A 21,955-nucleotide genomic window follows, 5' to 3' on the forward strand; every position below is an offset into this window, starting at 1 on the left:
TATAAAACTGCGGTTACCCGACGCTGTGTTCAAGGCTGATGGCCAGCAGCTTCTGGGCCTCTACCGCAAATTCCAGCGGCAGCTCCGAAAAAACGTCCTTACAGAATCCGTTGACGATCATCGAAATAGCGTCATCTTCGCTGATGCCACGCTGCAGGCAGTAGAACAGCTGATCTTCGCCGATACGCGAAGTGGTAGCCTCATGCTCCAGCTGGGCGCTGTTGTTACGACACTCCACATACGGGAAGGTGTGCGCGCCGCACTCACTGCCTATCAGCATCGAGTCGCACTGCGTGTAGTTACGGGCGTTAGTGGCGGTCGGCATGATCTTCACCAGTCCACGGTAGCTGTTCTGGCTTTGGCCTGCGGAAATGCCCTTAGAAATAATAGTGGAGCGGGTGTTTTTACCGATATGAATCATCTTGGTACCGGTATCCGCCTGCTGACGGCCGCTGGTCAGCGCCACCGAGAAAAACTCGCCAATGGAGTTATCGCCACGCAGAATACAGCTCGGGTACTTCCAGGTAATGGCCGACCCGGTTTCGGACTGAGTCCAGGACATCTTGCTGTTTTCGCCTTCGCACAGCGCTCGCTTGGTGACAAAGTTCAGGATCCCACCGTTATTGCTGTCGCCAGGGAACCAGTTCTGCACCGTAGAGTATTTCACTTCGGCATCCCGGTGGATGATGACCTCGACCACCGCGGCATGCAGCTGGTAGCTGTCGCGAACCGGTGCCGAACAGCCTTCGATATAGCTGACGTAGCTGCCTTCGTCCGCCACCAGGATGGTGCGTTCGAACTGACCGGTTTTTTCGGCGTTAATACGAAAGTAGGTGGAAAGCTCCATCGGGCAACGCACCCCTTTTGGTACATAGATAAAGGTGCCGTCCGACGCCACTGCCGCATTCAGCGCGGCGAAGAAGTTATCGTTGCCCGGCACCACGGTGCCAAGATACCGCTTCACCAGCTCCGGATATTCATGAATCGCTTCGCCAAAGGAGCAGAAAATAATGCCCAGACTCGCCAGCTTGTCGCGATAGGTGGTGGCGACAGAGACCGAATCGAAGATAGCGTCCACCGCCACCTCTTTGCCTTCGCGCACCGGTACGCCCAGCTGGTTAAAAGCCTCTTCCACCTCTTTGGTCAGAAAGGCGCTCTCCTGGCCGGTCTGCTGCACGGCGCCGGGCTGCGATGCGCAGTTATCGTCGCAGTTACCGCAGGAAGGCGCCGAGTAATAGCTGTAATCCTGATAGTTGAGCTTGTCGTAGTGCGCCTTCAGCCAGTGTGGCTCTTCCATTTTCTGCCAGGCGTGGAACGCGTTAAGGCGAAACTCCAGCATCCAGTCGGGCTCGTTGCGCCGCGCTGAAATGGCGCGCACCACCTCTTCATTAATGCCTTTCGCCAGTTCATCGGTCTGTAACTGTGTAAAGAAGCCCTCTTTATAGTTCAGGCTTCCGCTCCAGGTTTGTACATTGTCTTCTGTGGTATCTCTGGACATAACTATTCCGCCTGAACCCCAAAGCTTTCACCGCAGCCGCATTCGTTCTGCGCTTTCGGGTTATGAAATTTAAAGATCTGGTTTAAACCTTCACGCACATAGTCGACTTCGGTGCCGTCGATAAACGGCATCGCCTGGGTCGATACGTACAGTCGTGCGCCATCGCGCTGGTACAGGAGATCGTCAGCCTGAGGTTCGCTTACCGTATCCAGCACGTAGCCAAAACCCGCACAGCCGCTCTTTTTCACCCCCAATCGCAGACCAAGTACGCCTGGTTCCCGTTGAGTTAACTGGCGAATCTGCTCCGCGGCTGCTGACGTCAGCGTCAGCCCCTGCCATGCAAAATCGCCGGGATCGAATGTTCCTGCATGCAGTTCCATAGCTTCACCTCACTTTTGACCCTGTTAATGGGTCGATAGCATAATGGTAATGATAACAATTCTCACTTCAACCCAAGCTCCGCAGGGGCATTCACCGCAGAAGAGCTTTTACGGGGGTTTTTTATAAGGATAGACCCTGTCACCAGGCTTGCCGCTCCCCGGGACAATGTTCTATATGATTGATATTTATAGAATCAGTCGCACTCTGCAAAAGGCTTTAGCAATCAGTGTTAAAGGTGTATAGGTAATACCTATTTATCTGATAGCGACTGGCGGGAAAATAGCAGGCGCCGGAAAGATGAAGCGGCGCCTGAAGGGGAATATCAGAGCGTTTCGGCAAACCAGGGGTCGAAGGGATCGCTGAACCGGCGCCAGGCTTCCGGCCCCATGGCCATCTCATTATTGTTAAGCAGCGCGGCATCAAGCCGCTGCCGCAACCTGTTCTCATCTATTTCACTGCCGATAAAGACCAGCTCCTGACGTGCATCACCAACGCCATCCACCCAGTGACGGCGAATAAAATCCAGAGATTCCGGATCGGTCGGCCAGCGATTGCCCGGTACCGCCGCCCACCACATACCACCCGGCTCCTGTCGCGCTACTCCGCCAGCCTGGGACCAGATACCGGCATGCATCGGGCGGCTCGCCAGCCAGAAATAGCCTTTGGAGCGAATCACGCCCGCAAGGTCATGCATCACCAGATGATGGAAGCGTTTGGGATGAAACGGACGCCGCGCCCGCCAGACAAAGCTGCTGATACCGTATTCTTCAGTTTCCGGAATATGCTCGCCCCGCAGTTCCTTAAGCCATCCCGGCGCCTGAGCGGCCTTGTCGAAATCGAACAGTCCGGTATCCAGCACATCTTCCAGCGCGACCTCACCGAAGCGGGTATACAGGATCCGCGCTTCCGGATTCAGGGAGTGAAGAATCGCCGCTATCTTACGTAACTGGCTTTCGTTGACCAGGTCGGTTTTATTCACCACCAGGACGTTACAGAACTCGATCTGGTCGCTCAACAGATCCACCACCGTGCGGCTATCCTGTTCACCCGACGATTCTCCGCGAGCATGCAGACTCTCTCCTTCGTCATAATCCCTCAGAAAGTGACAGGCATCCACCACGGTGACCATCGTATCCAGCCGGGCGATATCCGTCAGGCAGTTGCCGTTTTCGTCGGCAAAGGTGAAGGTTTCCGCCACCGGCAGCGGTTCCGATATCCCGGTAGATTCAATCAACAGATAATCAAAGCGCCCTTCTCTGGCCAGCCGGTTAACCTCCAGTAACAGATCCTCGCGTAGCGTACAGCAGATACAGCCATTACTCATCTCTACCAGCTTTTCGTCGGTGCGCGACAGCGCCGCTTCACCGCCCCTGACCAGTCCGGCATCGATATTCACTTCCGACATATCGTTCACAATCAGCGCCACGCGCAGCTGTTCGCGGTTGTTGAGGAGATGGTTAAGCAGCGTAGTCTTACCCGCGCCAAGAAATCCTGACAGTACGGTAACGGGGAGTTTTTTCGCCTCACGGCGTCTGGTGAACGGCTCTGACATGGTGACAACCCCTTATATCGTTAAAAGTGAAGGTCTATCTTTTACAGTATTTGTTATGTTATAACATCTCAACATTGATTTTCCAGCCCCCGCTTTTCAGGAGATAAAGGATACCGATGTTCAGAAAATCACTGCGGTTACTGCCGGCGCTGCTCTGCCTGACGGGCAGCGTTTATGCGCAAAGCCACGCGACGCACTATCCGCTGACGGTGGAGAACTGCGGCCGCTCGCAGACCTTCCTTCAGCCGCCGCAGCGGGTAGTTACCCTTGGGCAACACGAAACCGAGCTGCTGCTGGCGCTGGGGTTAGGCAAAAGCATTGTCGGTACTGCGGTCTGGTTTGGCCGCCTGCCTCCGGCGCTGGCACCTGCGGGCCATGGGCTGAAACGACTGGCAGATAACGCGCCGGGATTCGAAGCAGTCGCCGCCCAACGCCCCGATCTGGTGCTGGCACAATACAGTTGGCACCTGGGCCCCCGTGGCGAAGTCGCAACCCGGGAACGCTTTGAAGATCTGGGTATCCACACCTGGGTAGCGCCGGCCGACTGTGTCGGTAAAGCCGTCACTGCCGACTCCAACGGCGACGGTGCCCGCACCGCCCCCTTTACCCTGGAGAGCATTAACCGCGAAATCGACGAACTGGCGCGCATTTTTAACGTCACCGAACGGGGCCAGAGGCTGCGACGCCAGCTTAAGCTGCGGATTGCGCATGCTCGCCAGCAGGCAGCGCGCCCCGGCTCCACACCCCTTAAGGTGGTATTCTGGTTTTCCAGTCCTCGCCTGAACGGCGATCCCTGGGTCGCAGGTAGCGATGGCGCTCCAGGTTGGATCAGCCGCACCCTGGGCCTGCGAAATATTATCGATTCCCGTGAGGAGTGGCCGGCAGTGACCTGGGAGCATATTGCCCGCTCCCGGCCCGATATTATCGTTATCGCCGATATGGAGCGTCGACTCTATCCCGCCGATAACGCCGCGGCAAAAATCGCCTTTCTGAAAAATGATCCTGTCACCCGGGAGATACCGGCCGTGAAACAGGGCCGCATCATCGTGATTCCCGCCATGTCTCTGAATCCTTCACTGCGTAACGTCGATGCCGTGGAACAGATAGGCAAGCAGCTCCCATGATGAGAAATCGTAGCGTCCTGCTGATTCTGAGCGGCACCCTCTGCCTTCCGCTAATGATGGTGGTCACCGCGGCCAGCGGCGATATGCCAATCGCTCCCGCAGACGTCGTGCGGGCCATCGCCAACGGTCTGGGTATCGGCCACTACCGCCTATCGCCCATTGATGAAGGGATCGTCTGGCAGTACCGCATGAGCCGTGCGCTGATGGCGGCCTGTAGCGGCGGCGGTCTGGCGCTATGTGGCCTGATACTGCAAACCCTGCTACGCAATCCTCTTGCCGAGCCGTGGCTGCTGGGGATCTCGGCGGGCGCCTCCACCGGCGCGGTCTGCATAATGCTGCTGGGCGTGGGCAGCGGGCTGCTCGGCGTGAGCGGTGGCGCCTTTCTCGGCGCCTGCTGCGCCTTCGGGCTGATTATGCTGCTGGCCGGTGGCCTGCGCGATGAAGCAACGCGCATCATTCTGGCGGGCGTGGCGGGAACCCAGCTGTTTAACGCGCTGACGGCCTGGGTGGTCAGCACCTCCGCCAATGCCGAGCAGTCACGTGGCGTCATGTTCTGGCTGATGGGTAGCCTGAGTGGGGTTCGCTGGCCGGAAGCGCTACTGGGGCTGGCAGCCGCAACGGCAGGTCTGGTCATCGCCCTGTGCTATGCCCGCTCGCTGGACGCCTTTGCCTTCGGTGAAGAGGTGGCCGCCACGCTCGGTATTCCGGTGATCCGGCTGCGGATCGTACTGATCCTGGTCACCGCGCTGGTGACTGCCACAATCGTCAGCGCTATCGGCGCCGTGGGTTTCGTGGGGCTGGTTATTCCCCACGTGGCCAGAATGCTGATCCGTACCAGCCACCTGACGCTCATCCCCGTCGTTTTTCTGATGGGCAGCCACTTTATGATTCTGGCCGATCTGGCATCTCGTAGCCTGCTCCCCCACCAGGTGCTGCCCGTCGGCGTGGTCACCGCACTGATCGGCGCGCCAGCTTTCGCCATCATTCTCTACCGCACCCGGGAGAACCCCTAATGAGACTCTGTGTCGAACGACTGAACGTCACGCTGAAAGGCCGCGCCCTTCTGCGCGATGTAGCCTTTAGCGCCGCGCCGGGCCTGACCGTCGGGCTGCTGGGGCCAAACGGCTCCGGGAAGTCGACCCTGCTACGCTGCCTGGCCGGGCTGATACCCTCACGCTCGCCATGCATTACCCTGGGCGCCACTCCACTGGCCGCGTACCCGCACCGCATTCTCGCCCGCCGGCTGGCCTTTGTTCCCCAACACGCCAGCGCCGATCCCGACCTGCGGGTCGAACAGATCGTTCGCCTGGGGCGCACGCCGCATCGCGGCGCTTTTTCCACCTGGCGTCGGGAAGATAGCGCCGCCGTGGAGCAGGCAATCCGACTGACGCAACTACAGGCGTTGGCCGATCGTCCGTGGCGTCAGCTATCCGGGGGTGAACGTCAGCGCTGCCAGATTGCCCGGGCGCTGGCGCAAAAGCCGCAGCTGTTATTGCTGGATGAACCGACCAATCACCTTGATATCCGCCACCAGCTGGCGCTGATGCAGCTGATTCACGAACTGCCTGTCACGGTGATTATCGCCCTGCACGATCTCAACCTGGCCGCCCGCTACTGCCAGCATCTGGTATTGCTGAATCACGGCACCGTAACGGCACAGGGAGAACCCGAGCGGGTGCTGACACCCGGCAACATTGCCCGCGCCTGGCAGGTTGAAGCCAGGGTGGAGCACTGTCCACCCGACGGCATGATGATTCATTTCCTGCCTCCCCAGGCACAGGCCGGATAACAGCACAACAAAAAGCCCGCCGAATGGCGGGCTCAGGCTAAGGTCTGGAGGCTTATTTTCTGCCGCTTGATTTGCGGGAGACATTTTCAGTGCCGTCCTCGCCGACGCGGACTTTGTACTTGTTCGATGCCCAGTGGTCCATTTTCAGTAACTTACGGGCCTGACGATTGGTTTTCATTCATCATTCTCCTGCGTGGTTTATCTGAAAAAAGCCACTCGAGTATGCAACATCCAGGCAACATTGGCAACTGTCTCCGGTGATTCTGTGACCAGTATTCAGACCAGCGCCGTCGTCAGGCGCGCGCTACAGCACAGACGCCCGGCTTCATCGGTTATCTCTATCTGCCACACCTGATGACGCCGCCCCAGATGCAGCGCCCGGCAACTGCCGTGAACCAGCCCTTCCCGCACGGCGCGCAGATGGTTGGCGTTAACCTCCAGCCCCACCACCTTCTGCTCGCCTTCGGTGCAGAGCCAGCCGGCCACCGACCCCAGGGTTTCCGCCAGCACCACCGAAGCGCCGCCGTGCAGCAGGCCGAACGGCTGACGGGTGCGATCGTCCACCGGCATAGTCGCCTCCAGCACATCATCGCCAAGGTGAACAAAACGAATGCCGAGCAGCCCCACCATATTGCCGTTGCCCGTGGCGTTCAGCGCCTCGAGCGAAACTTCACGTCGCCAGATCATCCGATTATCTCCAGCAGGGCCTGCAGCGGGTGACGAATGCCGCTGCCCTCTACCCGTTTAACCTGGCTACGGCAGGAGTAGCCGGTCGCCAGGCAGCGGTTACGCGGTAACTTTTGCAGCGCCTGATGCCAGGAAAGTTCATAAATCCCCAGCGAATTCGCCAGGTTGCTGGTTTCATGACCGTAGGTGCCCGCCATACCACAGCAGCCCACGCTGACGCTTTCGAGCTGCGCCCCCATTTGGCGGAAAATCGCCCCCCACTGCGCCGCCGCGCCGGGTAGCGCCGTCGCTTCGGTACAGTGGCCGAACAGATACCAGGCTTCACCGCATGGGTTCTGCGCTTCTCTGCCTTCCAGCGCCCCGGTCAGCCATTCATGCACCAGCTGTACCTGGAAGTCGCCGCGATCGCTCCCCAGGGTCTGACGATACTCATCGCGATAGCAAAGCACCAGTGCCGGATCGACCCCCACCATCGGCATACCCAACTGCGCGACGCGGTTAAGAAAATCGGCAGTCTTGCGGGCGGTACGGGCGAAGCGCTGCAGGAATCCCTTGATATGCTGCGCCTTACCGTTAGGGGAAAACGGCAGTATCACCGGCTGCCAGCCCAGCTTTTCCGCCAGCCGCACCAGATCCGCCACCACCTGAGCGTCATAGTAGCTGGTGAAGGGATCCTGAACGATGAGCAGCGTACGGCTGCGCTCCTCCACGCTGAGTTTTTCCAGTTGCTCCAGGGTCATCCCCGCCGAGCGATGCCCCACCAGCTGCTGTTGCAAAGTAGGCACCGACAGCGCGGGCAGATCCACCATGCCAATGCGGTTACGCACCAGATGACGAACCCAGGGCTGGCCCATAAAGAAGTTAAAGGTTCGCGGCGCCCGCGCCATTAGCGGCGCATAGCTTTCCACCGTCGCCACCAGATGGTCGCGTACCGGGCGCAGATAGCGGGTGTGATAAAGCTGCAGGAAGCGGGAACGGAACGCCGGAACGTCGATTTTGATTGGGCACTGAGTGGAACAGGCTTTACAGGCCAGACAGCCCGACATCGCCGTTTTCACCTCATGGGAAAAATCATACTCTCCCTTCTTCGCATGCCACGAATTGCGGGTGCGCTCAATCAGGCTGCGTAATGTGGTGCGCTTATCCGGCAGCTCTTTTTCAAGCAGCAACGGATCGACGCCGCGCTCCGCCAGCAGGCGCAGCCACTCCCGCACCAGGGTGGCGCGCCCTTTCGGCGAATGGATGCGCTGACGGGTGATCTTCATCGAGGGGCACATCGGGCTTTTGGCATCGAAGTTAAAGCATAAGCCGTTGCCGTTACACTCCAGCGCGCCGCGCCAGGAGCTGCGCACCGCCAGCGGGATCTGGCGATCCCAGGTGCCGCGCTTTGCCGCATCCACCTTCATCATAGGTTCATCAACGCCCAGCGGCGGGCAGATTTTCCCGGGGTTCAGCCGGTTATCCGGGTCGAAGGCCGCCTTAATGCGACGCAGCTCTTCGTACAGCGTTTCCCCGAAGAAGGCCGGGCTGTATTCGGCCCGAAAGCCTTTACCGTGTTCGCCCCACAGCAGACCACCGTAGCGGGCGGTGAGCGCCACCACCTCATCGGAAAGCCGCTTCATCAGCAGTTCCTGCTGGGGGTCGCACATATCCAGCGCCGGACGGACGTGCAGCACCCCGGCGTCCACGTGGCCAAACATACCGTAGCTCAGACCATGGCTGTCGAGCAGCGCGCGAAATTCAACAATATAATCAGCCAGATGTTCGGGCGGCACGCAGGTATCTTCCGCAAAGGGGACTGGCTTGGCCTGCCCCGGTGCGTTACCCAGCAGACCCACTGCTTTTTTGCGCATCGCGTAAATACGTTCGATATCGGCGAGCTCGCGGCACAGCTGCCAGCCAATCACGCCCCCCTCGCCCGCCGCCATCAGCCCGTCGAGCCGCTGGCACAGCTGTTCGACCTGGTGGTCAATCTGCGCCTCGTCATCACCGGCGAATTCGACGATATTCAGTCCCAGCATAGTTTTATCCGGCACGTCGGCGATAAGTTGACTCACCGAATGCCAGACGATGTCTTCACGCGCCAGATTCAACACCTTCGAATCCACGGTCTCTACCGACAGCGCTTTCGCCTCCACCATAAAAGGCGCGTTACGCAGCGCCGAATCGAAGGCGTCATATTTAACGTTCACCAGACGACGCACCTTCGGCAACGGCGTGATATCCAGCTTTGCTTCTGTGATAAAGGCCAGCGTCCCCTCGGAGCCGGTCAGAATCCGCGTCAGGTCGACGTGGGTCATCTCATCGTCGAAGACGTGGCGCAAATCGTAACCGGTCAGGAAGCGGTTAAGGGGCGGAAATTTATCGAGAATAAGCTGACGCTGGCTGCGACAGCGTTCCACCACGGTGCGGTAAATGCGCCCGGTTTGCGTCTCTTCACGCCCCAGCTCCTCTGCCAGCGTCATGGGTAATGCCCGGGTATCCAGAATTTCGCCGCCCAGCAGCACCGCCCGCAATCCAAGGACGTGATCGGAGGTTTTACCGTATACCAGCGATCCCTGGCCGGAAGCGTCGGTATTGATCATGCCTCCCAGGGTGGCGCGGTTGCTGGTGGAAAGCTCCGGTGAAAAAAAATAGCCGAACGGCTTCAGGTACTGATTGAGCTGATCCTTAATCACTCCGGCCTCGACCCGCACCCACCCCTGTTCGGGGTTAATCTCGATAATGCGATTCATGTAGCGCGACATATCGACGATGATGCCCCGGTTCAGGGACTGGCCGTTCGTGCCGGTACCGCCGCCGCGCGGGGTAAAGACCAGGCTCTTAAAGCGATTGTCGTCCGCCAGTCGGGCAATAAGCGCCACATCGGCCGTTGAGCGGGGAAACAGTACCGCATCCGGCATTAGCTGATAAACGCTATTGTCGGTGGCCATGGTTAGCCGGTCAGCGTAGCTGGTGGCGGTATCGCCGGTAAAACCCTGTTGCTCCAGTTCCTGCAAAAAGCTGAGCACCAGTTGCACAAGGCCTGGCGCCTGAGAAATCTGTGGGATCATTAGTGGTGACCCTGTCTGTACATTGAGTGTTGTGAGTTATCGTTTGCGTAGCCGCAGCCATAGGTTGTATCACATTTTTTCCATTCGCGCTGCCGCCGTGCAGGATAATGAGACTGTGCAAACTGGCTGAAATACATCATCATTATGCAATCGAACTCTCTCATTACCGCACCCGCCGGGTGCCTGCAAGGATACTTTAATATGGTTATGAATCGACGGCCCGTGGATGTGCCTCAGATCCTGCTGTCCGTACTGTTTCTGATGGTGATGATCGTCGCTTGTTTATGGATTGTGCGCCCCTTTATTCTGGGCTTCGCCTGGGCGGGTACGGTAGTTATCGCCACCTGGCCGCTGCTGATTAAGCTCCAGAAACTGCTGTGGGGACGTCGCTCTCTGGCCGTCCTTGTGATGATGCTGATTCTGATTCTGGTTTTCGTACTGCCCTTCGCCCTGCTGGTCAACAGCGTGGTGGAGAGCAGCGGCCCGCTGGTGCACTGGGCGACGAGCGGCCATATGACGCTGCCAACCCTGGAGTGGCTGAAGTCCATTCCGATGGTGGGCGACAAGCTCTATTCCAGCTGGAATACCCTGGTGGAAAGCGGCGGCCACGCCATTATGGATAAGGTACGCCCCTATATCGGCACCACCACCACCTGGTTTATCGGCCAGGCGGCCCATATCGGTCGATTTCTGATGCACTGCGGCCTGATGCTGCTGTTCAGCGTGCTGCTTTACTGGCGCGGCGAACAGGTAGCCTACGGTCTGCGTCATTTTGCCTGCCGCCTGGCGGCGCGGCGCGGCGATGCCGCAGTGATTCTGGCGGCCCAGGCCGTTCGCGCCGTGGCGCTGGGTGTGGTCGTTACCGCGCTGGTTCAGGGCGTGCTGGGCGGCGTTGGTCTGGCAGTCTCCGGCATTCCCTACGCCACGCTACTGGCGGTAGTGATGATTCTCTCCTGTCTGATTCAGTTGGGGCCGCTGCCGGTGCTGGTACCGGCCATCATCTGGCTCTACTGGAGCGGCGACACCACCTGGGGCACCGTGCTGCTGGTCTGGAGCTGCCTGGTGGGCACCCTGGATAACGTTCTGCGCCCGGTGTTGATTCGCATGGGCGCCGACCTGCCGATGGTGCTTATCCTCTCCGGCGTTATCGGCGGCATGATCGCCTTCGGAATGATCGGTCTGTTTATCGGTCCGGTGGCTCTGGCAGTCTCCTGGCGGGTTTACTCAGTCTGGGTAGCCGAAGCTCCGCTACCTGATGAGGATCCCGACAAGGTCGTGGAGATTCTGGAAGAGCCGGAAGAAGAGCCGGAAGAGGCTCAGTAAGACTAAGAAAAGGCGGGAAAACCCCGCCTATTGGTTAGAAAATCTTATCTAATACGCGCATAATTTAATCAATTACCATCAGATTTATCTAATGCACACCCGGATTTCTTAAAAGAGATTAACGATTGAGAGGAATCCGATCGACGCCATCCCGGGCACTGCCTACTATTAGCCGCATATTATAGATCAACGCCTTGATTTATAAGCATGGAAATCCCCTGAGTGATACAACGAATTGCTGTGTGTAGTCTTTGCCCATCTCTTACGATGGGCCTTTTTTTTCCGACGACACAGGGTGGCGGTGCAGTTGGTCACTACCGCACTCGCCACATCATCCTTAACCGCTAAGCGAGTACCTCACACCGGCTGAGCATCCGCCAGCGGCTGGCAAGATGGCGCATATCACCCTCCAGATATACCCTGGCACGCTGACGAATATCACCGCTGGAGGCGCCAACCATAATCTCAAACACCCCCGGTTCCACCACCCGTTCGTTGTCTTGCCCGGTAAAGCTCAGCATATCGACAGGCACAGAGAAACGCAGCGTCGCCTGCTCGCCAGGCGCCAGATGTATCCGCCCAAACGCCTTAAGCTCCATGATCGGGCGCACCAGCGACGCCAGCTCGTCGCGCACGTAAAGCTGCACCACTTCGCTGCCCGCCACGGCGCCGCTATTGCGAACGTTCAACTGCGCGACGATCTCGCTCTCCTCATCGTTGGCCACCCGCTCGGCGGCCAGGGTCAGCTCACCGTAGTCAAAGGTTGTCCAGCTTTTGCCATAGCCGAAGGGATAACGAGCACCGAAATGAAACGCCAGCGGCGTACCGCCGCTCTTCAGCTTATGGTTGTAATAGTACGGCATGGCCCCGGCGCTCTTCGGTACCGAAACGACAAGCCGCCCCTGCGGCTCCGCTACGCCGGTCAGCACATCGGCAATGGCATATCCCCCCTCCTGACCCGGCGCCCAGGCCATCAGCAGCGCGGCGACCCTATCCTCATAGCCGTTCAGATGATAGGGGCGCCCGCCGGTCATCACCACCACGACCGGAGTGCCGCTCTCTACTAACGCTTCCAGCAACTGCTGCTGAACGCCGGGCAGTGCCAGGCTGTCGGTATCCGAACCTTCGCCTACTGTACCGCTCTGGAACAGTCCCGCCAGATCCCCCACGCACAGCACCACCACATCGCTGCTTTCCGCCAGCGCCGCCGCTTGCGGAATAAGCGAGGTATCGCGGGATACCGGCGACTGCTGCTGCGGCTTATCGGTACTTTCACCCGGGAATACCGGCGCTCCCGCCATGCGCTGCTCGATAATATGGCAGCCTCTGGCATAGCTGACCCGTTCTTCCCCCAGAGCTTCGCGCAGCGCCTGGAGCGGCGTAGTGACCTGGGGCGCCTGATCCAGCCAGTCGCTGATAATCAGGTGTACCGGAAAACTATAGCCGCTCAGCAGCGCCAGCGGATCGTCCGCCGTCGGCCCAATCACCGCCACCCGGGAGGCATCGCGCAGCGGCAGAATGCCGTTATTTTCCAGCAGCGTCATGGAGCGGGTCGCCACCTCGCGCGCCAGACGGCGACTCTCATCCGACTGCAAAGCAATAGCGCTTTCATCGGTATAAGGCTGTTCAAATAGCCCCAGCCGGAACTTTTCGGTCAGGATACGGGCCACAACCTCGTCCACTTTCTGCTGGCTTATCAGCCCGCGCTCCAGCGCTTCGCCCAGATGGCGCGCACAGTCATCTTTCGGCAGTTCAATATCCAGCCCGGCATTCCAGGCCAGCGCGGCAGACTCAGCCGGCCCCGCAGAAACGCCATGGTGCTGATGCAGCAGGCTAACGCCGCCGTAATCCGCAACGATAAGGCCATCAAATCCCCAGCGCTCGCGCAGCACTTCCGTGAGTAGAAACGCATCCGAATGGGCGGGCTGATTATCAATATCGTGATAGGCGGGCATGACCGATCCGGCATTCGCCAGTTTTACCGCCATCTCAAAGGGCAGCAGGAAGGTGTCATTCAGCTCGCGAAAACCGATATGCACCGGGGCATGGTTGCGGGCCCCTTCGCTGAACGAGTGGCCGACATAGTGCTTAAGGGTGGCCAGCAGGGATCGGTCCCGCCCCTGTAACCCCTGGACATAGCGGGTGGCCATCAGCCCCACCAGCCAGGGATCCTCGCCGAAAGTCTCCTCGGTTCGCCCCCAGCGCACGTCCCGTGAGACATCCAGTACCGGCGCCAGCCCCTGGTGACAGCCCACGGCCCGGGCTTCGGCGCCGATAGCGGCGGCTACCGCCTCCACCAGCGTCGGGTCCCAGCTCGATCCGTAATTCAGCGGCGAAGGAAACAGGGTCGCGTCCTTGCACAGCAGCCCCACCAGACACTCTTCATGAAACAGCGCCGGAATCCCCAGGCGAGTCTCTTCCACCAGCGTTTTCTGGAGCCGGTTAGCGGCACGAACCCCCTGTTGCGGGCTGACGATATGAGTGCCTAAGGGCCGGGTTATCTGCCCCACGCCCAGTTTCAGGCGTTCCTGCAGTGCCGCCTGTTCGCTGACGCCGGCAAAGGTATCGCTCAAATCACTCCGTTCCCGATGCTGACCGTCCGGCGACAGAATCAGCCAGAACGCGTGCATCTGGGCGAATTTCTCCTCCGGGGTCATGCGCGCCAGCAGATCGGCGACGCGTTCAGCGACAGGACGGGTAGGATCCTTATAAATTGCGGTCATGCGTTAGCTCCTGGGTTACGGGTAAAGACGGGGCTGCTTCAGGATTTTTCTGACGGCGGGCGGCCAGTTCATCGGCGATATCGGCCACCCGGCGACTGTTCAGTTGGTAGAAGCACAATAACAGCGCCATAGTTAAAAACAGCCCGGCAGGGATCAGCGTAAAGAGTCCATTAATGGTGGTCAGCACCTGAGGCGTTTGCTGCTGGATATTGGGCAGGTAATCCACCATTCCCAACACCCAGCCCACCACGGCGCCCCCCAGAGCCAGTCCCATCTTAATGGCGAACAGCGCGCTGGAGAAAACCAGCCCGTCCAGCCGACGGCCGGTGCGCTGCTCTTCATAGTCAACCACATCAGAGAACATACTCCACTGCAAAGGCGTGGTGAGATTTTGAATAAAACTGAAGATAAGATTCAGGACAAAAATAAGCCACAGCGCCGTCGGCGGTAAAAAGAATATAGAACCACCGATCGCCACAAAGCATAAAATCGTCCACTGATAGCAGCGAACCCGGTCGAATTTACCGAGCAGTTTTTCTGATAATAACGCCCCCAGCATCGAAGCCACCATGCCCGAAACAATAAACGCGAATACCAGTTCCGGGCGTAATAAAACATACTTCACATAATAGAGCGTGGCAGAGCCGCGAGTAACGACGGCGGTCAACAGTAAAATATTAAACAGAAATACGATCCGCCACTGCTGATTAGCCACCAGCAGTTTGATATCGCCCCACATTGAACCGCTGGAGTCGCTGCGCGGAGAATAGCGCTCCTTTGTCATCGCAAAGCAGCAGAAAAATAGCGTGACGCCCAATAACCCCATCAGCCCCATCGCGAAGAAGTAGCCCTTTCGGGCATCGCCCTGGCCCAGCCAGGCTACCAGCGGCAGCGCTATCACCGTCACCGCCAGACCGCCGACAAACGACAGCGCAAAGCGCCAGGATTGCAGCGAATGGCGCTCGCGCGGATCCAGCGTCAGGGCGCCGGGCATGGCGCAGTAGGGAACGTTAATAGCGGAATAGACCAGGCTTAACAGAGCGTAAGTTACACAGGCATAAAGCGTTTTTCCTGTAGTACCGAGATCCGGCACATAGAAGGTAATCATACAGCTCACCCCAAAAGGAATGGCGAACCATAGCAACCAGGGACGAAAGCGTCCGTAGCGGGTTTGAGTGCGATCCACCAGCGCGCCGATACAGGGGTCGAGGCAGGCATCCAGCGCGCGCACCACCAGAAACATGGTGCCCATCACTGCGGCGGAAAGACCAAATACGTCGGTGTAAAACCAGGCCAGAAACAGCGTGGCCGTCTGCCAGACCAGCGCGCTGGCCATATCCCCCAGACCATAGCCAATCTTGTCCCGGGTGGTTAATACTGAAACGGTCGTCATCGATTTTGCGCCTTATTCCATTAGCCAAAACGTCGCGACGTACCGCTCAGATATTCTGCCCGTCGCCCACTAAACGACCTTCAGTATTGTTAACATTCTACTAACCAACAATTGTCAAAATTGACAGCCGGATTATGTTTTTTATTTTTAACTCCGTAATTGTGATGGCGCGCAAAATAACAAAAATACGAATATCCTTAATGCATAGCCCATAACCTGACGACTAACCGCCACCACAAAATAAAAAGGCGCCAGCTTCCGGTTTGTCAATGCCAGATATAAAAAAGGCCCCTCGATGAGGAGCCTGTTGATTAACTGCATCGGCTTATTGCGGCTTTTGTTCCGCCAGACTCAGCCAGGTCTGCACCACGGTATCCGGATTCAGGGAAAGGCTGTCGATGCCCTCTTCCATCAGCCAGGCGGCGAAATCTTCGTGATCCGACGGCCCCTGACCACAGATCCCCACATACTTGCCCTGCTTTTTCGCCGCGCGAATCGCCATGGAAAGCAGTGCCTTCACCGCGTCGTTACGCTCATCGAACAGCTCGGAAACCACACCGGAGTCGCGGTCCAATCCCAGCGTCAGCTGGGTCATGTCGTTAGATCCGATAGAGAAGCCATCGAAGTATTCAAGGAACTGTTCCGCCAGCAGAGCGTTGGACGGGATCTCGCACATCATGATCACCTTCAGCCCATTCTCGCCGCGCTTAAGCCCCTGACGCGCCAGCTCATCGACGACGGCCCGCGCCTGCTCAACGGTACGCACGAAGGGCACCATGATCTCGACGTTGGTCAATCCCATCTGGTTACGCACGCGTTTTACGGCCTCACACTCCAGCGCAAAACAGTCGCGGAAGCTTTCCGCCACATAGCGGCCGGCGCCGCGGAAGCCGAGCATCGGGTTCTCTTCATCCGGTTCATAACCTTCGCCGCCCACCAGGTTAGCGTACTCGTTAGACTTAAAGTCCGACAGGCGCACGATAACGCGCTTCGGCCAGAAAGCGGCGCCCAGGGTAGCGATGCCTTCGGTCAGACGCCCAACGTAGAACTCGATCGGCGAATCATAGCCCTTCATCATTTCGCGAATCTCGTTCTGCAGCGCTGGCTCCTGCCGATCGAATTCCAGCAGCGCCCGCGGATGCACGCCGATCATTCGGTTAATGATAAATTCCAGACGCGCCAGCCCCACTCCTTCGTTAGGCAGGCAGGCGAAATCAAAGGCGCGATCCGGATTGCCCACGTTCATCATCACCTTCAGCGGCAGGTCGGGCATCGTTTCAACGCTGGAGCTCTTAACGCTGAAGTCCAGCAATTCGGCATAGACGTATCCGGTATCCCCTTCGGCACAGGAGACGGTCACCTGCTGCCCGTCCTGCATGCGCTCGGTGGCGTCGCCGCAGCCGACCACCGCAGGGATCCCCAGTTCGCGGGCGATAATCGCCGCATGGCAGGTACGGCCACCGCGGTTGGTCACGATGGCCGCCGCTTTTTTCATGATAGGTTCCCAGTCCGGGTCGGTCATATCGGTGACCAGCACATCCCCTGGCGCGATTCGGTTCATCTCGCTGATATCATGGATAACCTTGACGGCGCCTGCGCCAATGCGATGACCGATAGCGCGCCCTTCGGCAATGATCTTACCCTGGGAGTGAAGCGTGTAGCGCTCCATCACCTGACCGCGCGAACGCACCGTTTCCGGACGCGCCTGGACAATAAACAGCTTACCGGTATGGCCATCTTTGGCCCATTCGATATCCATCGGGCGGCCATAGTGTTTTTCAATCTGCACCGCCTGTTGCGCCAGCGCCTCGACCTCTTCCGGCGTGATACAGAAACGATCGCGATCGGCGGCCGGTACGTCTTCGATGCGTACCTGCTTGCCGTGCTCCTGGGTATCGGCATAGACCATACGAATCTTCTTCGAACCCATAGTGCGGCGCACAATCGCCGGACGCCCGGCCGCAAGCGTCGGCTTATGCACGTAAAATTCATCCGGGTTCACCGCCCCCTGCACCACCATCTCGCCCAGGCCCCAGGCCCCCGTGATAAAGACCACCTGGTCGAAGCCGGATTCGGTATCGATAGAGAACATCACGCCGGAAGCCGCCAGGTCGGAGCGCACCATACGCTGCACCCCGGCGGAAAGCGCCACGCCGCGGTGATCGTAGCCCTGGTGGACGCGATAAGAGATAGCGCGATCGTTAAACAGCGAAGCAAAAACGTGCTTCACCGCCACCAGCACGGCATCAAAGCCCTGAACGTTAAGAAAGGTTTCCTGCTGACCGGCGAACGAGGCGTCCGGCATATCTTCCGCAGTGGCGGAAGAGCGAACCGCAAAAGAGGCCTGAGCGTCATCGGCGGAAAGTTGTTCATAAGCTTCGCGAATCGCCTGCTCCAGCTCCGGCTGGAATGGCGTGTCGATAATCCACTGACGAATCTGCGCTCCGGCGCGCGCCAGCTCATCCACATCATCAATATTGGTTTTGTCCAGCAGTGCGTAAATACGCTGATTCACGCCGCGGCTGTCCAGAAACTGGTTAAAGGCATGTGCGGTGGTGGCGAAACCGTTGGGCACGGATACCCCCATACCGGAAAGATTGGTGATCATTTCCCCCAGGGAGGCGTTTTTTCCCCCAACCCTGTCTACATCGTTCATACCGAGTTGGTTATACCAAAGCACCAGCGGTGACGAGCCATTATTGGACATCGAAACAATCCTTTTGTGAAATGGAAACAGGAACCAGAAACATCTAACACGGTTTTTAGCCTGGCATATTTGCTTCCCGGGGAAAAACGGTGAATCGTTCAAGCCACAAAAAAAATGTTTTTTCGGACTGATACCGGATTAAGCTAAGCCTTTGATTATCAGTCTAATCATTATTAGCATCGGGATTTTCTTAAAATGGCGAAAAATGAATTACGCTTTTCATAAAAAATAAAAATAGCATTTCACTTTATTTCTTAAAGGCTATTCCTCTCGCTATTGATTTGATTTAATTTATACTTCCGTCAGTTTTGATTTTCAGGAACCCGCCATGGACAACTACGCCGATCGCCACGTTTTCTATATCTCAGACGGCACCGCCATTACCGCCGAGGTTCTGGGCCACGCGGTAATGTCGCAGTTTCCGGTAACCATCAACAGCATTGCGCTGCCCTTTGTTGAAACCGAAAGCCGCGCCAGGGCGGTGAAGGAGCAGATTGACGCGCTCTGGCAGCAAACGGGTATACGTCCGCTGGTCTTTTATTCCATTGTGCTGCCGGAAATTCGCACCATCATTCTGGAAAGCGAAGGTTTCTGTCAGGATATCGTTCAGGCGCTGGTGGGGCCGCTACAGCAGGAGCTTAAGCTGGATCCTACCCCCGTGGCCCACCGTACCCACGGGCTGAATCCCGGCAATATCACCCAGTACGACGCGCGCATCGCCGCTATTGATTACACCCTGGCCCACGACGACGGCGTCTCGATGCGCAATCTCGATCAGGCCCAGGTGATTTTACTGGGCGTTTCGCGCTGCGGTAAAACCCCCACCAGCCTCTATCTGGCGATGCAGTATGGTATTCGCGCCGCCAACTACCCTTTTATTGCCGACGATATGGATAACCTGCAGCTTCCGGCTGCGTTGCGCCCGTTACAGCATAAGCTGTTCGGACTAACCATCAACGCCGAGCGGCTGGCGGCCATCCGGGAAGAGCGACGCGAGAACAGTCGCTACGCTTCGATGCGCCAGTGCCGGATGGAAGTCGCCGAGGTGGAAGCCCTGTACCGCAAGCACCAGATCCACTACCTCAACAGTACCAACTATTCAGTCGAAGAGATCGCCACCCGCATTATGGATATCATGGGCCTCAGCCGCCGGATGTACTGAATCGCTCCTCCCCCCGAATATCGGGGCGCGTCCGACGCTTGCTGCTGAAATGAACCATTAAACTAGTACAAGGATGCAATATTCTGTGCTATGGTGTTGCATAACTGGCAGATAAGCCTGAAGCCACGCTTGAATTCAGCATCAATTGGTTTATCGTGATCGCCATCACTTCCCGGCAGTCCGCCGCAGCGAAGCACCCAATTTGAGACACAGATGAATAAAACAGATGAGTTGCGCACCGCGCACATCGACCGCCTGGTGACGCCTGCCGAGCTGGCGCAGCGCCTCCCCCTGATCCGGGAAACCGCAGCGCAGATCACGGCTGCCCGCCAGCGCATCGCCCGTATCCTGAACGGCGAAGACCCGCGCCTGCTGGTGATTATCGGCCCCTGCTCGATTCACGACCCCGACGCGGCCCTCGACTATGCCCGACGCATTCAGGTCATGCGAGAACGCTATCAGTCACGGCTGGAGATTGTGATGCGCACCTATTTTGAAAAGCCGCGCACCGTGGTGGGCTGGAAGGGACTGATTTCCGACCCCGATCTGAACGGCAGTTGCCGCATTAATCACGGTATTGAAGTGGCGCGCCGTCTGCTGCTGGAGGTCAACACCCTCGGCGTGCCTACCGCCACCGAATTCCTGGATATGGTGATCGGCCAGTTTATTGCCGATTTGATTAGCTGGGGCGCTATTGGCGCGCGCACCACCGAAAGCCAGGTGCATCGCGAAATGGCCTCTGCGCTCTCCTGCCCGGTGGGCTTTAAAAACGGCACCGACGGCAATACCCGCATCGCGGTGGACGCCATTCGCGCATCAAGGGTCAGCCACAGGTTCCTGTCGCCGGACAAACACGGCCAGATGACCATCTACCAGACCAGCGGCAATCCCTGGGGTCATATCATTATGCGCGGCGGCAAAACGCCTAACTATCACGCCGAAGATATCGCCGCCGCCGTGGAGCGCCTGCGCGAATTCGGATTACCGGAACGGCTGGTGGTGGACTTCAGCCATGCCAACTGCCAGAAGCAGCACCGCAAACAGCTGGAGGTATGCGAATCGGTCTGCGCCCAGATCCGTCGCGGTTCGCACGCCATCGCCGGCGTGATGGCGGAAAGCTTCCTCGAAGAGGGAAGTCAGGCGATTGAACCCGGAAAAGCGCTGGTACGCGGCCAGTCGATTACCGACCCCTGTCTGAGCTGGGAACAGAGCGAGCAGCTGCTGGACATGCTGGCCCGGGCGGTGGATAGCCGTTTCTGATGCGCCGGACGCAGGCGTTAGTCTGCGTCCGGCTCTTTCAATGTGCCGCCCTGACGCTCAACTTTTCCTCACTTCACAAAATTATCACAAATTTCGCTTGCCGCTTTCTGAGTTGTTATTGATAATGATTATCATTGCATTATTAATTATCATTCATCAATAAAGATGCCTCACTACATAACCCAACTCCTGCCAGGATCCCGAGAAATTCCATGAACAAGACTGATGAACTGCGCACTGCGCGTATCGACCGCCTGGTGACGCCTGCCGAGCTGGCGCTGCGCTTCCCCCTGCCCCAGGAAACCGCAGCGCAGATCACGGATGCCCGCCAGCGCATCGCCCGTATCCTGAACGGCGAAGACCCGCGCCTGCTGGTGATTATCGGCCCCTGCTCGATTCACGACCCCGACGCGGCCCTTGACTATGCCCGACGCCTCCGGCCGCTGCGCGAACGCTATCAGTCACGGCTGGAGATTGTGATGCGCACCTATTTTGAAAAGCCGCGCACCGTGGTGGGCTGGAAGGGACTGATTTCCGACCCCGATCTGAACGGCAGTTGCCGCATTAATCACGGTATTGAAGTGGCGCGCCGTCTGCTGCTGGAGGTCAACGCCCTTGGCGTACCTACCGCCACCGAATTCCTGGATATGGTGATCGGCCAGTTTATTGCCGATTTGATTAGCTGGGGCGCTATTGGCGCGCGCACCACCGAAAGCCAGGTGCATCGCGAAATGGCCTCTGCGCTCTCCTGCCCGGTGGGCTTTAAAAACGGCACCGACGGCAATACCCGCATCGCGGTGGACGCCATTCGCGCATCAAGGGTCAGCCACAGGTTCCTGTCGCCGGACAAACACGGCCAGATGACCATCTACCAGACCAGCGGCAATCCCTGGGGCCATATCATTATGCGCGGCGGCAAAACCCCCAATTATCACCCGGAGGATATCGCCGCCGCCTGCGCCGACCTGCGTGAGTCTGGATTGCCGGAACGGCTGGTGGTGGACTTCAGTCATGCCAACTGCCAGAAGCAGCACCGCAAACAGCTGGAAGTATGCGAATCGATCTGCGCCCAGCTCCGCGACGGCTCGCACGCCGTGGCGGGCGTGATGGCAGAAAGTTTCCTGGAGGAGGGAAACCAGCGCGTTGAATCGGGTAAAGCGCTGGTACGCGGTCAGTCCATTACCGACCCCTGTCTGAGCTGGGAACAGAGCGAGCAGCTGCTGGACATGCTGGCCCGGGCGGCGGACAGCCGTTTCTGATGCCGGGAGGTCGGATGGCTCACCCTGCGGGGCCATCCGGGGCC

General features: G+C 58.3%; 16 protein-coding genes and 1 other RNA gene. 8 read left to right on the forward strand and 9 right to left on the reverse strand.

Annotated elements, in window-relative coordinates; translation table 11 throughout:
* Positions 1-13 precede the first annotated feature (13 nt).
* The 3 genes from sufB to zigA all read right to left on the reverse strand — a co-directional run bounded on the left by sufB (position 14) and on the right by zigA (position 3,431).
* Positions 14-1,498 carry a Fe-S cluster assembly protein SufB gene (gene sufB / locus V3W49_RS14920; protein WP_500146522.1) on the reverse strand — a complete coding sequence of 495 codons (1,485 nt, stop codon included), beginning with the start codon at positions 1,496-1,498 and terminating at the stop codon, positions 14-16.
* Positions 1,499-1,500: 2 nt separating this feature from the next.
* On the reverse strand, positions 1,501-1,878 hold the full coding sequence (sufA, locus tag V3W49_RS14925) for a Fe-S cluster assembly scaffold SufA (protein WP_500146524.1): 378 nt from the start codon (positions 1,876-1,878) through the stop codon (positions 1,501-1,503).
* 323 nt (positions 1,879-2,201) lie between these two features.
* Positions 2,202-3,431 (reverse strand): zinc metallochaperone GTPase ZigA, encoded by a 1,230-nt coding sequence (gene zigA / locus V3W49_RS14930; RefSeq protein WP_500146525.1) that lies wholly within the window; start codon positions 3,429-3,431, stop codon positions 2,202-2,204.
* 116 nt (positions 3,432-3,547) lie between these two features.
* Between zigA and V3W49_RS14935 the strand changes: the two genes are divergently transcribed.
* Genes V3W49_RS14935 through V3W49_RS14945 form a run of 3 tightly spaced genes read left to right on the forward strand, consistent with a single transcriptional unit; the run spans position 3,548 to position 6,344 of the window.
* The gene (locus V3W49_RS14935) at positions 3,548-4,555 is read left to right on the forward strand and encodes an ABC transporter substrate-binding protein (protein ID WP_500146526.1); all 1,008 of its coding nucleotides are present in this window, start codon (positions 3,548-3,550) and stop codon (positions 4,553-4,555) included.
* Positions 4,552-5,568: a FecCD family ABC transporter permease gene (locus V3W49_RS14940; RefSeq protein WP_500146527.1), complete on the forward strand. Its 1,017-nt coding sequence runs from the start codon at positions 4,552-4,554 to the stop codon at positions 5,566-5,568. Before V3W49_RS14935 ends, V3W49_RS14940 begins: the two co-directional genes overlap by 4 nt.
* Positions 5,568-6,344, forward strand: coding sequence for an ABC transporter ATP-binding protein (locus tag V3W49_RS14945; RefSeq protein ID WP_500146529.1), 777 nt, complete (start codon positions 5,568-5,570; stop codon positions 6,342-6,344). The genes V3W49_RS14940 and V3W49_RS14945 overlap by 1 nt, the downstream gene beginning before the upstream one ends.
* A 52-nt stretch (positions 6,345-6,396) precedes the next feature.
* Here the strand turns inward: V3W49_RS14945 and sra are convergent, their stop codons facing one another.
* From sra to ydiJ, 3 genes are all read right to left on the reverse strand, one after another.
* Positions 6,397-6,522, reverse strand: coding sequence for a stationary-phase-induced ribosome-associated protein (gene sra / locus V3W49_RS14950; protein ID WP_500146531.1), 126 nt, complete (start codon positions 6,520-6,522; stop codon positions 6,397-6,399).
* A 98-nt stretch (positions 6,523-6,620) separates the two neighbouring features.
* The gene (menI, locus tag V3W49_RS14955; RefSeq protein ID WP_500146533.1) at positions 6,621-7,031 is read right to left on the reverse strand and encodes a 1,4-dihydroxy-2-naphthoyl-CoA hydrolase; all 411 of its coding nucleotides are present in this window, start codon (positions 7,029-7,031) and stop codon (positions 6,621-6,623) included.
* The gene (gene ydiJ / locus V3W49_RS14960) at positions 7,028-10,084 is read right to left on the reverse strand and encodes a D-2-hydroxyglutarate dehydrogenase YdiJ (protein ID WP_500146534.1); all 3,057 of its coding nucleotides are present in this window, start codon (positions 10,082-10,084) and stop codon (positions 7,028-7,030) included. The genes menI and ydiJ overlap by 4 nt, the downstream gene beginning before the upstream one ends.
* A gap of 201 nt (positions 10,085-10,285) precedes the next feature.
* On the opposite strand from ydiJ, the gene ydiK reads away from it, so the two are divergent.
* Complete coding sequence (ydiK, locus tag V3W49_RS14965) at positions 10,286-11,407, forward strand: AI-2E family transporter YdiK (protein WP_500146536.1); 1,122 nt, start codon at positions 10,286-10,288, stop codon at positions 11,405-11,407.
* Between the two features lie 176 nt (positions 11,408-11,583).
* Positions 11,584-11,690: antisense sRNA RprA (gene rprA, locus V3W49_RS14970), an RNA gene on the forward strand.
* 61 nt (positions 11,691-11,751) lie between these two features.
* Here the strand turns inward: rprA and V3W49_RS14975 are convergent.
* The 3 genes from V3W49_RS14975 to ppsA form a co-directional block, all read right to left on the reverse strand.
* Entirely contained in the window at positions 11,752-14,130 is a 2,379-nt protein-coding gene (locus V3W49_RS14975; RefSeq protein ID WP_500146538.1) for a glycoside hydrolase family 3 N-terminal domain-containing protein, read from the reverse strand.
* Entirely contained in the window at positions 14,114-15,523 is a 1,410-nt protein-coding gene (locus V3W49_RS14980; RefSeq protein ID WP_500146540.1) for an MFS transporter, read from the reverse strand. Before V3W49_RS14980 ends, V3W49_RS14975 begins: the two co-directional genes overlap by 17 nt.
* Positions 15,524-15,848: 325 nt before the next feature.
* Entirely contained in the window at positions 15,849-18,230 is a 2,382-nt protein-coding gene (ppsA, locus tag V3W49_RS14985; RefSeq protein ID WP_500146542.1) for a phosphoenolpyruvate synthase, read from the reverse strand.
* A gap of 328 nt (positions 18,231-18,558) precedes the next feature.
* Here ppsA and ppsR point away from each other — a divergent pair, with 328 nt between their 5' ends.
* From ppsR to V3W49_RS15000, 3 genes are all read left to right on the forward strand, one after another.
* The gene (ppsR, locus tag V3W49_RS14990) at positions 18,559-19,392 is read left to right on the forward strand and encodes a posphoenolpyruvate synthetase regulatory kinase/phosphorylase PpsR (protein ID WP_500146544.1); all 834 of its coding nucleotides are present in this window, start codon (positions 18,559-18,561) and stop codon (positions 19,390-19,392) included.
* Positions 19,393-19,605: 213 nt separating this feature from the next.
* Complete coding sequence (locus tag V3W49_RS14995) at positions 19,606-20,652, forward strand: 3-deoxy-7-phosphoheptulonate synthase (RefSeq protein ID WP_500146546.1); 1,047 nt, start codon at positions 19,606-19,608, stop codon at positions 20,650-20,652.
* 212 nt (positions 20,653-20,864) lie between these two features.
* Positions 20,865-21,911, forward strand: a complete 1,047-nt coding sequence (locus tag V3W49_RS15000) for a 3-deoxy-7-phosphoheptulonate synthase (RefSeq protein WP_500146548.1) — start codon at positions 20,865-20,867, stop codon at positions 21,909-21,911.
* Positions 21,912-21,955: the final 44 nt, after the last annotated feature.

Origin of the sequence: Rosenbergiella sp. YN46, from assembly GCF_036620675.1 — a bacterium.
Classification (GTDB): domain Bacteria; phylum Pseudomonadota; class Gammaproteobacteria; order Enterobacterales; family Enterobacteriaceae; genus Jejubacter.

Bases quoted from the DNA above. Each gene is read 5' to 3' on its own strand.
- sufB (WP_500146522.1), bottom strand. From the start codon at position 1,498: ATGTCCAGAGATACCACAGAAGACAATGTACAAACCTGGAGCGGAAGC.
- sufA (WP_500146524.1), bottom strand. From the start codon at position 1,878: ATGGAACTGCATGCAGGAACATTCGATCCCGGCGATTTTGCATGGCAG.
- zigA (WP_500146525.1), bottom strand. From the start codon at position 3,431: ATGTCAGAGCCGTTCACCAGACGCCGTGAGGCGAAAAAACTCCCCGTT.
- V3W49_RS14935 (WP_500146526.1), top strand. From the start codon at position 3,548: ATGTTCAGAAAATCACTGCGGTTACTGCCGGCGCTGCTCTGCCTGACG.
- V3W49_RS14940 (WP_500146527.1), top strand. From the start codon at position 4,552: ATGATGAGAAATCGTAGCGTCCTGCTGATTCTGAGCGGCACCCTCTGC.
- V3W49_RS14945 (WP_500146529.1), top strand. From the start codon at position 5,568: ATGAGACTCTGTGTCGAACGACTGAACGTCACGCTGAAAGGCCGCGCC.
- sra (WP_500146531.1), bottom strand. From the start codon at position 6,522: ATGAAAACCAATCGTCAGGCCCGTAAGTTACTGAAAATGGACCACTGG.
- menI (WP_500146533.1), bottom strand. From the start codon at position 7,031: ATGATCTGGCGACGTGAAGTTTCGCTCGAGGCGCTGAACGCCACGGGC.
- ydiJ (WP_500146534.1), bottom strand. From the start codon at position 10,084: ATGATCCCACAGATTTCTCAGGCGCCAGGCCTTGTGCAACTGGTGCTC.
- ydiK (WP_500146536.1), top strand. From the start codon at position 10,286: ATGGTTATGAATCGACGGCCCGTGGATGTGCCTCAGATCCTGCTGTCC.
- V3W49_RS14975 (WP_500146538.1), bottom strand. From the start codon at position 14,130: ATGACCGCAATTTATAAGGATCCTACCCGTCCTGTCGCTGAACGCGTC.
- V3W49_RS14980 (WP_500146540.1), bottom strand. From the start codon at position 15,523: ATGACGACCGTTTCAGTATTAACCACCCGGGACAAGATTGGCTATGGT.
- ppsA (WP_500146542.1), bottom strand. From the start codon at position 18,230: ATGTCCAATAATGGCTCGTCACCGCTGGTGCTTTGGTATAACCAACTC.
- ppsR (WP_500146544.1), top strand. From the start codon at position 18,559: ATGGACAACTACGCCGATCGCCACGTTTTCTATATCTCAGACGGCACC.
- V3W49_RS14995 (WP_500146546.1), top strand. From the start codon at position 19,606: ATGAATAAAACAGATGAGTTGCGCACCGCGCACATCGACCGCCTGGTG.
- V3W49_RS15000 (WP_500146548.1), top strand. From the start codon at position 20,865: ATGAACAAGACTGATGAACTGCGCACTGCGCGTATCGACCGCCTGGTG.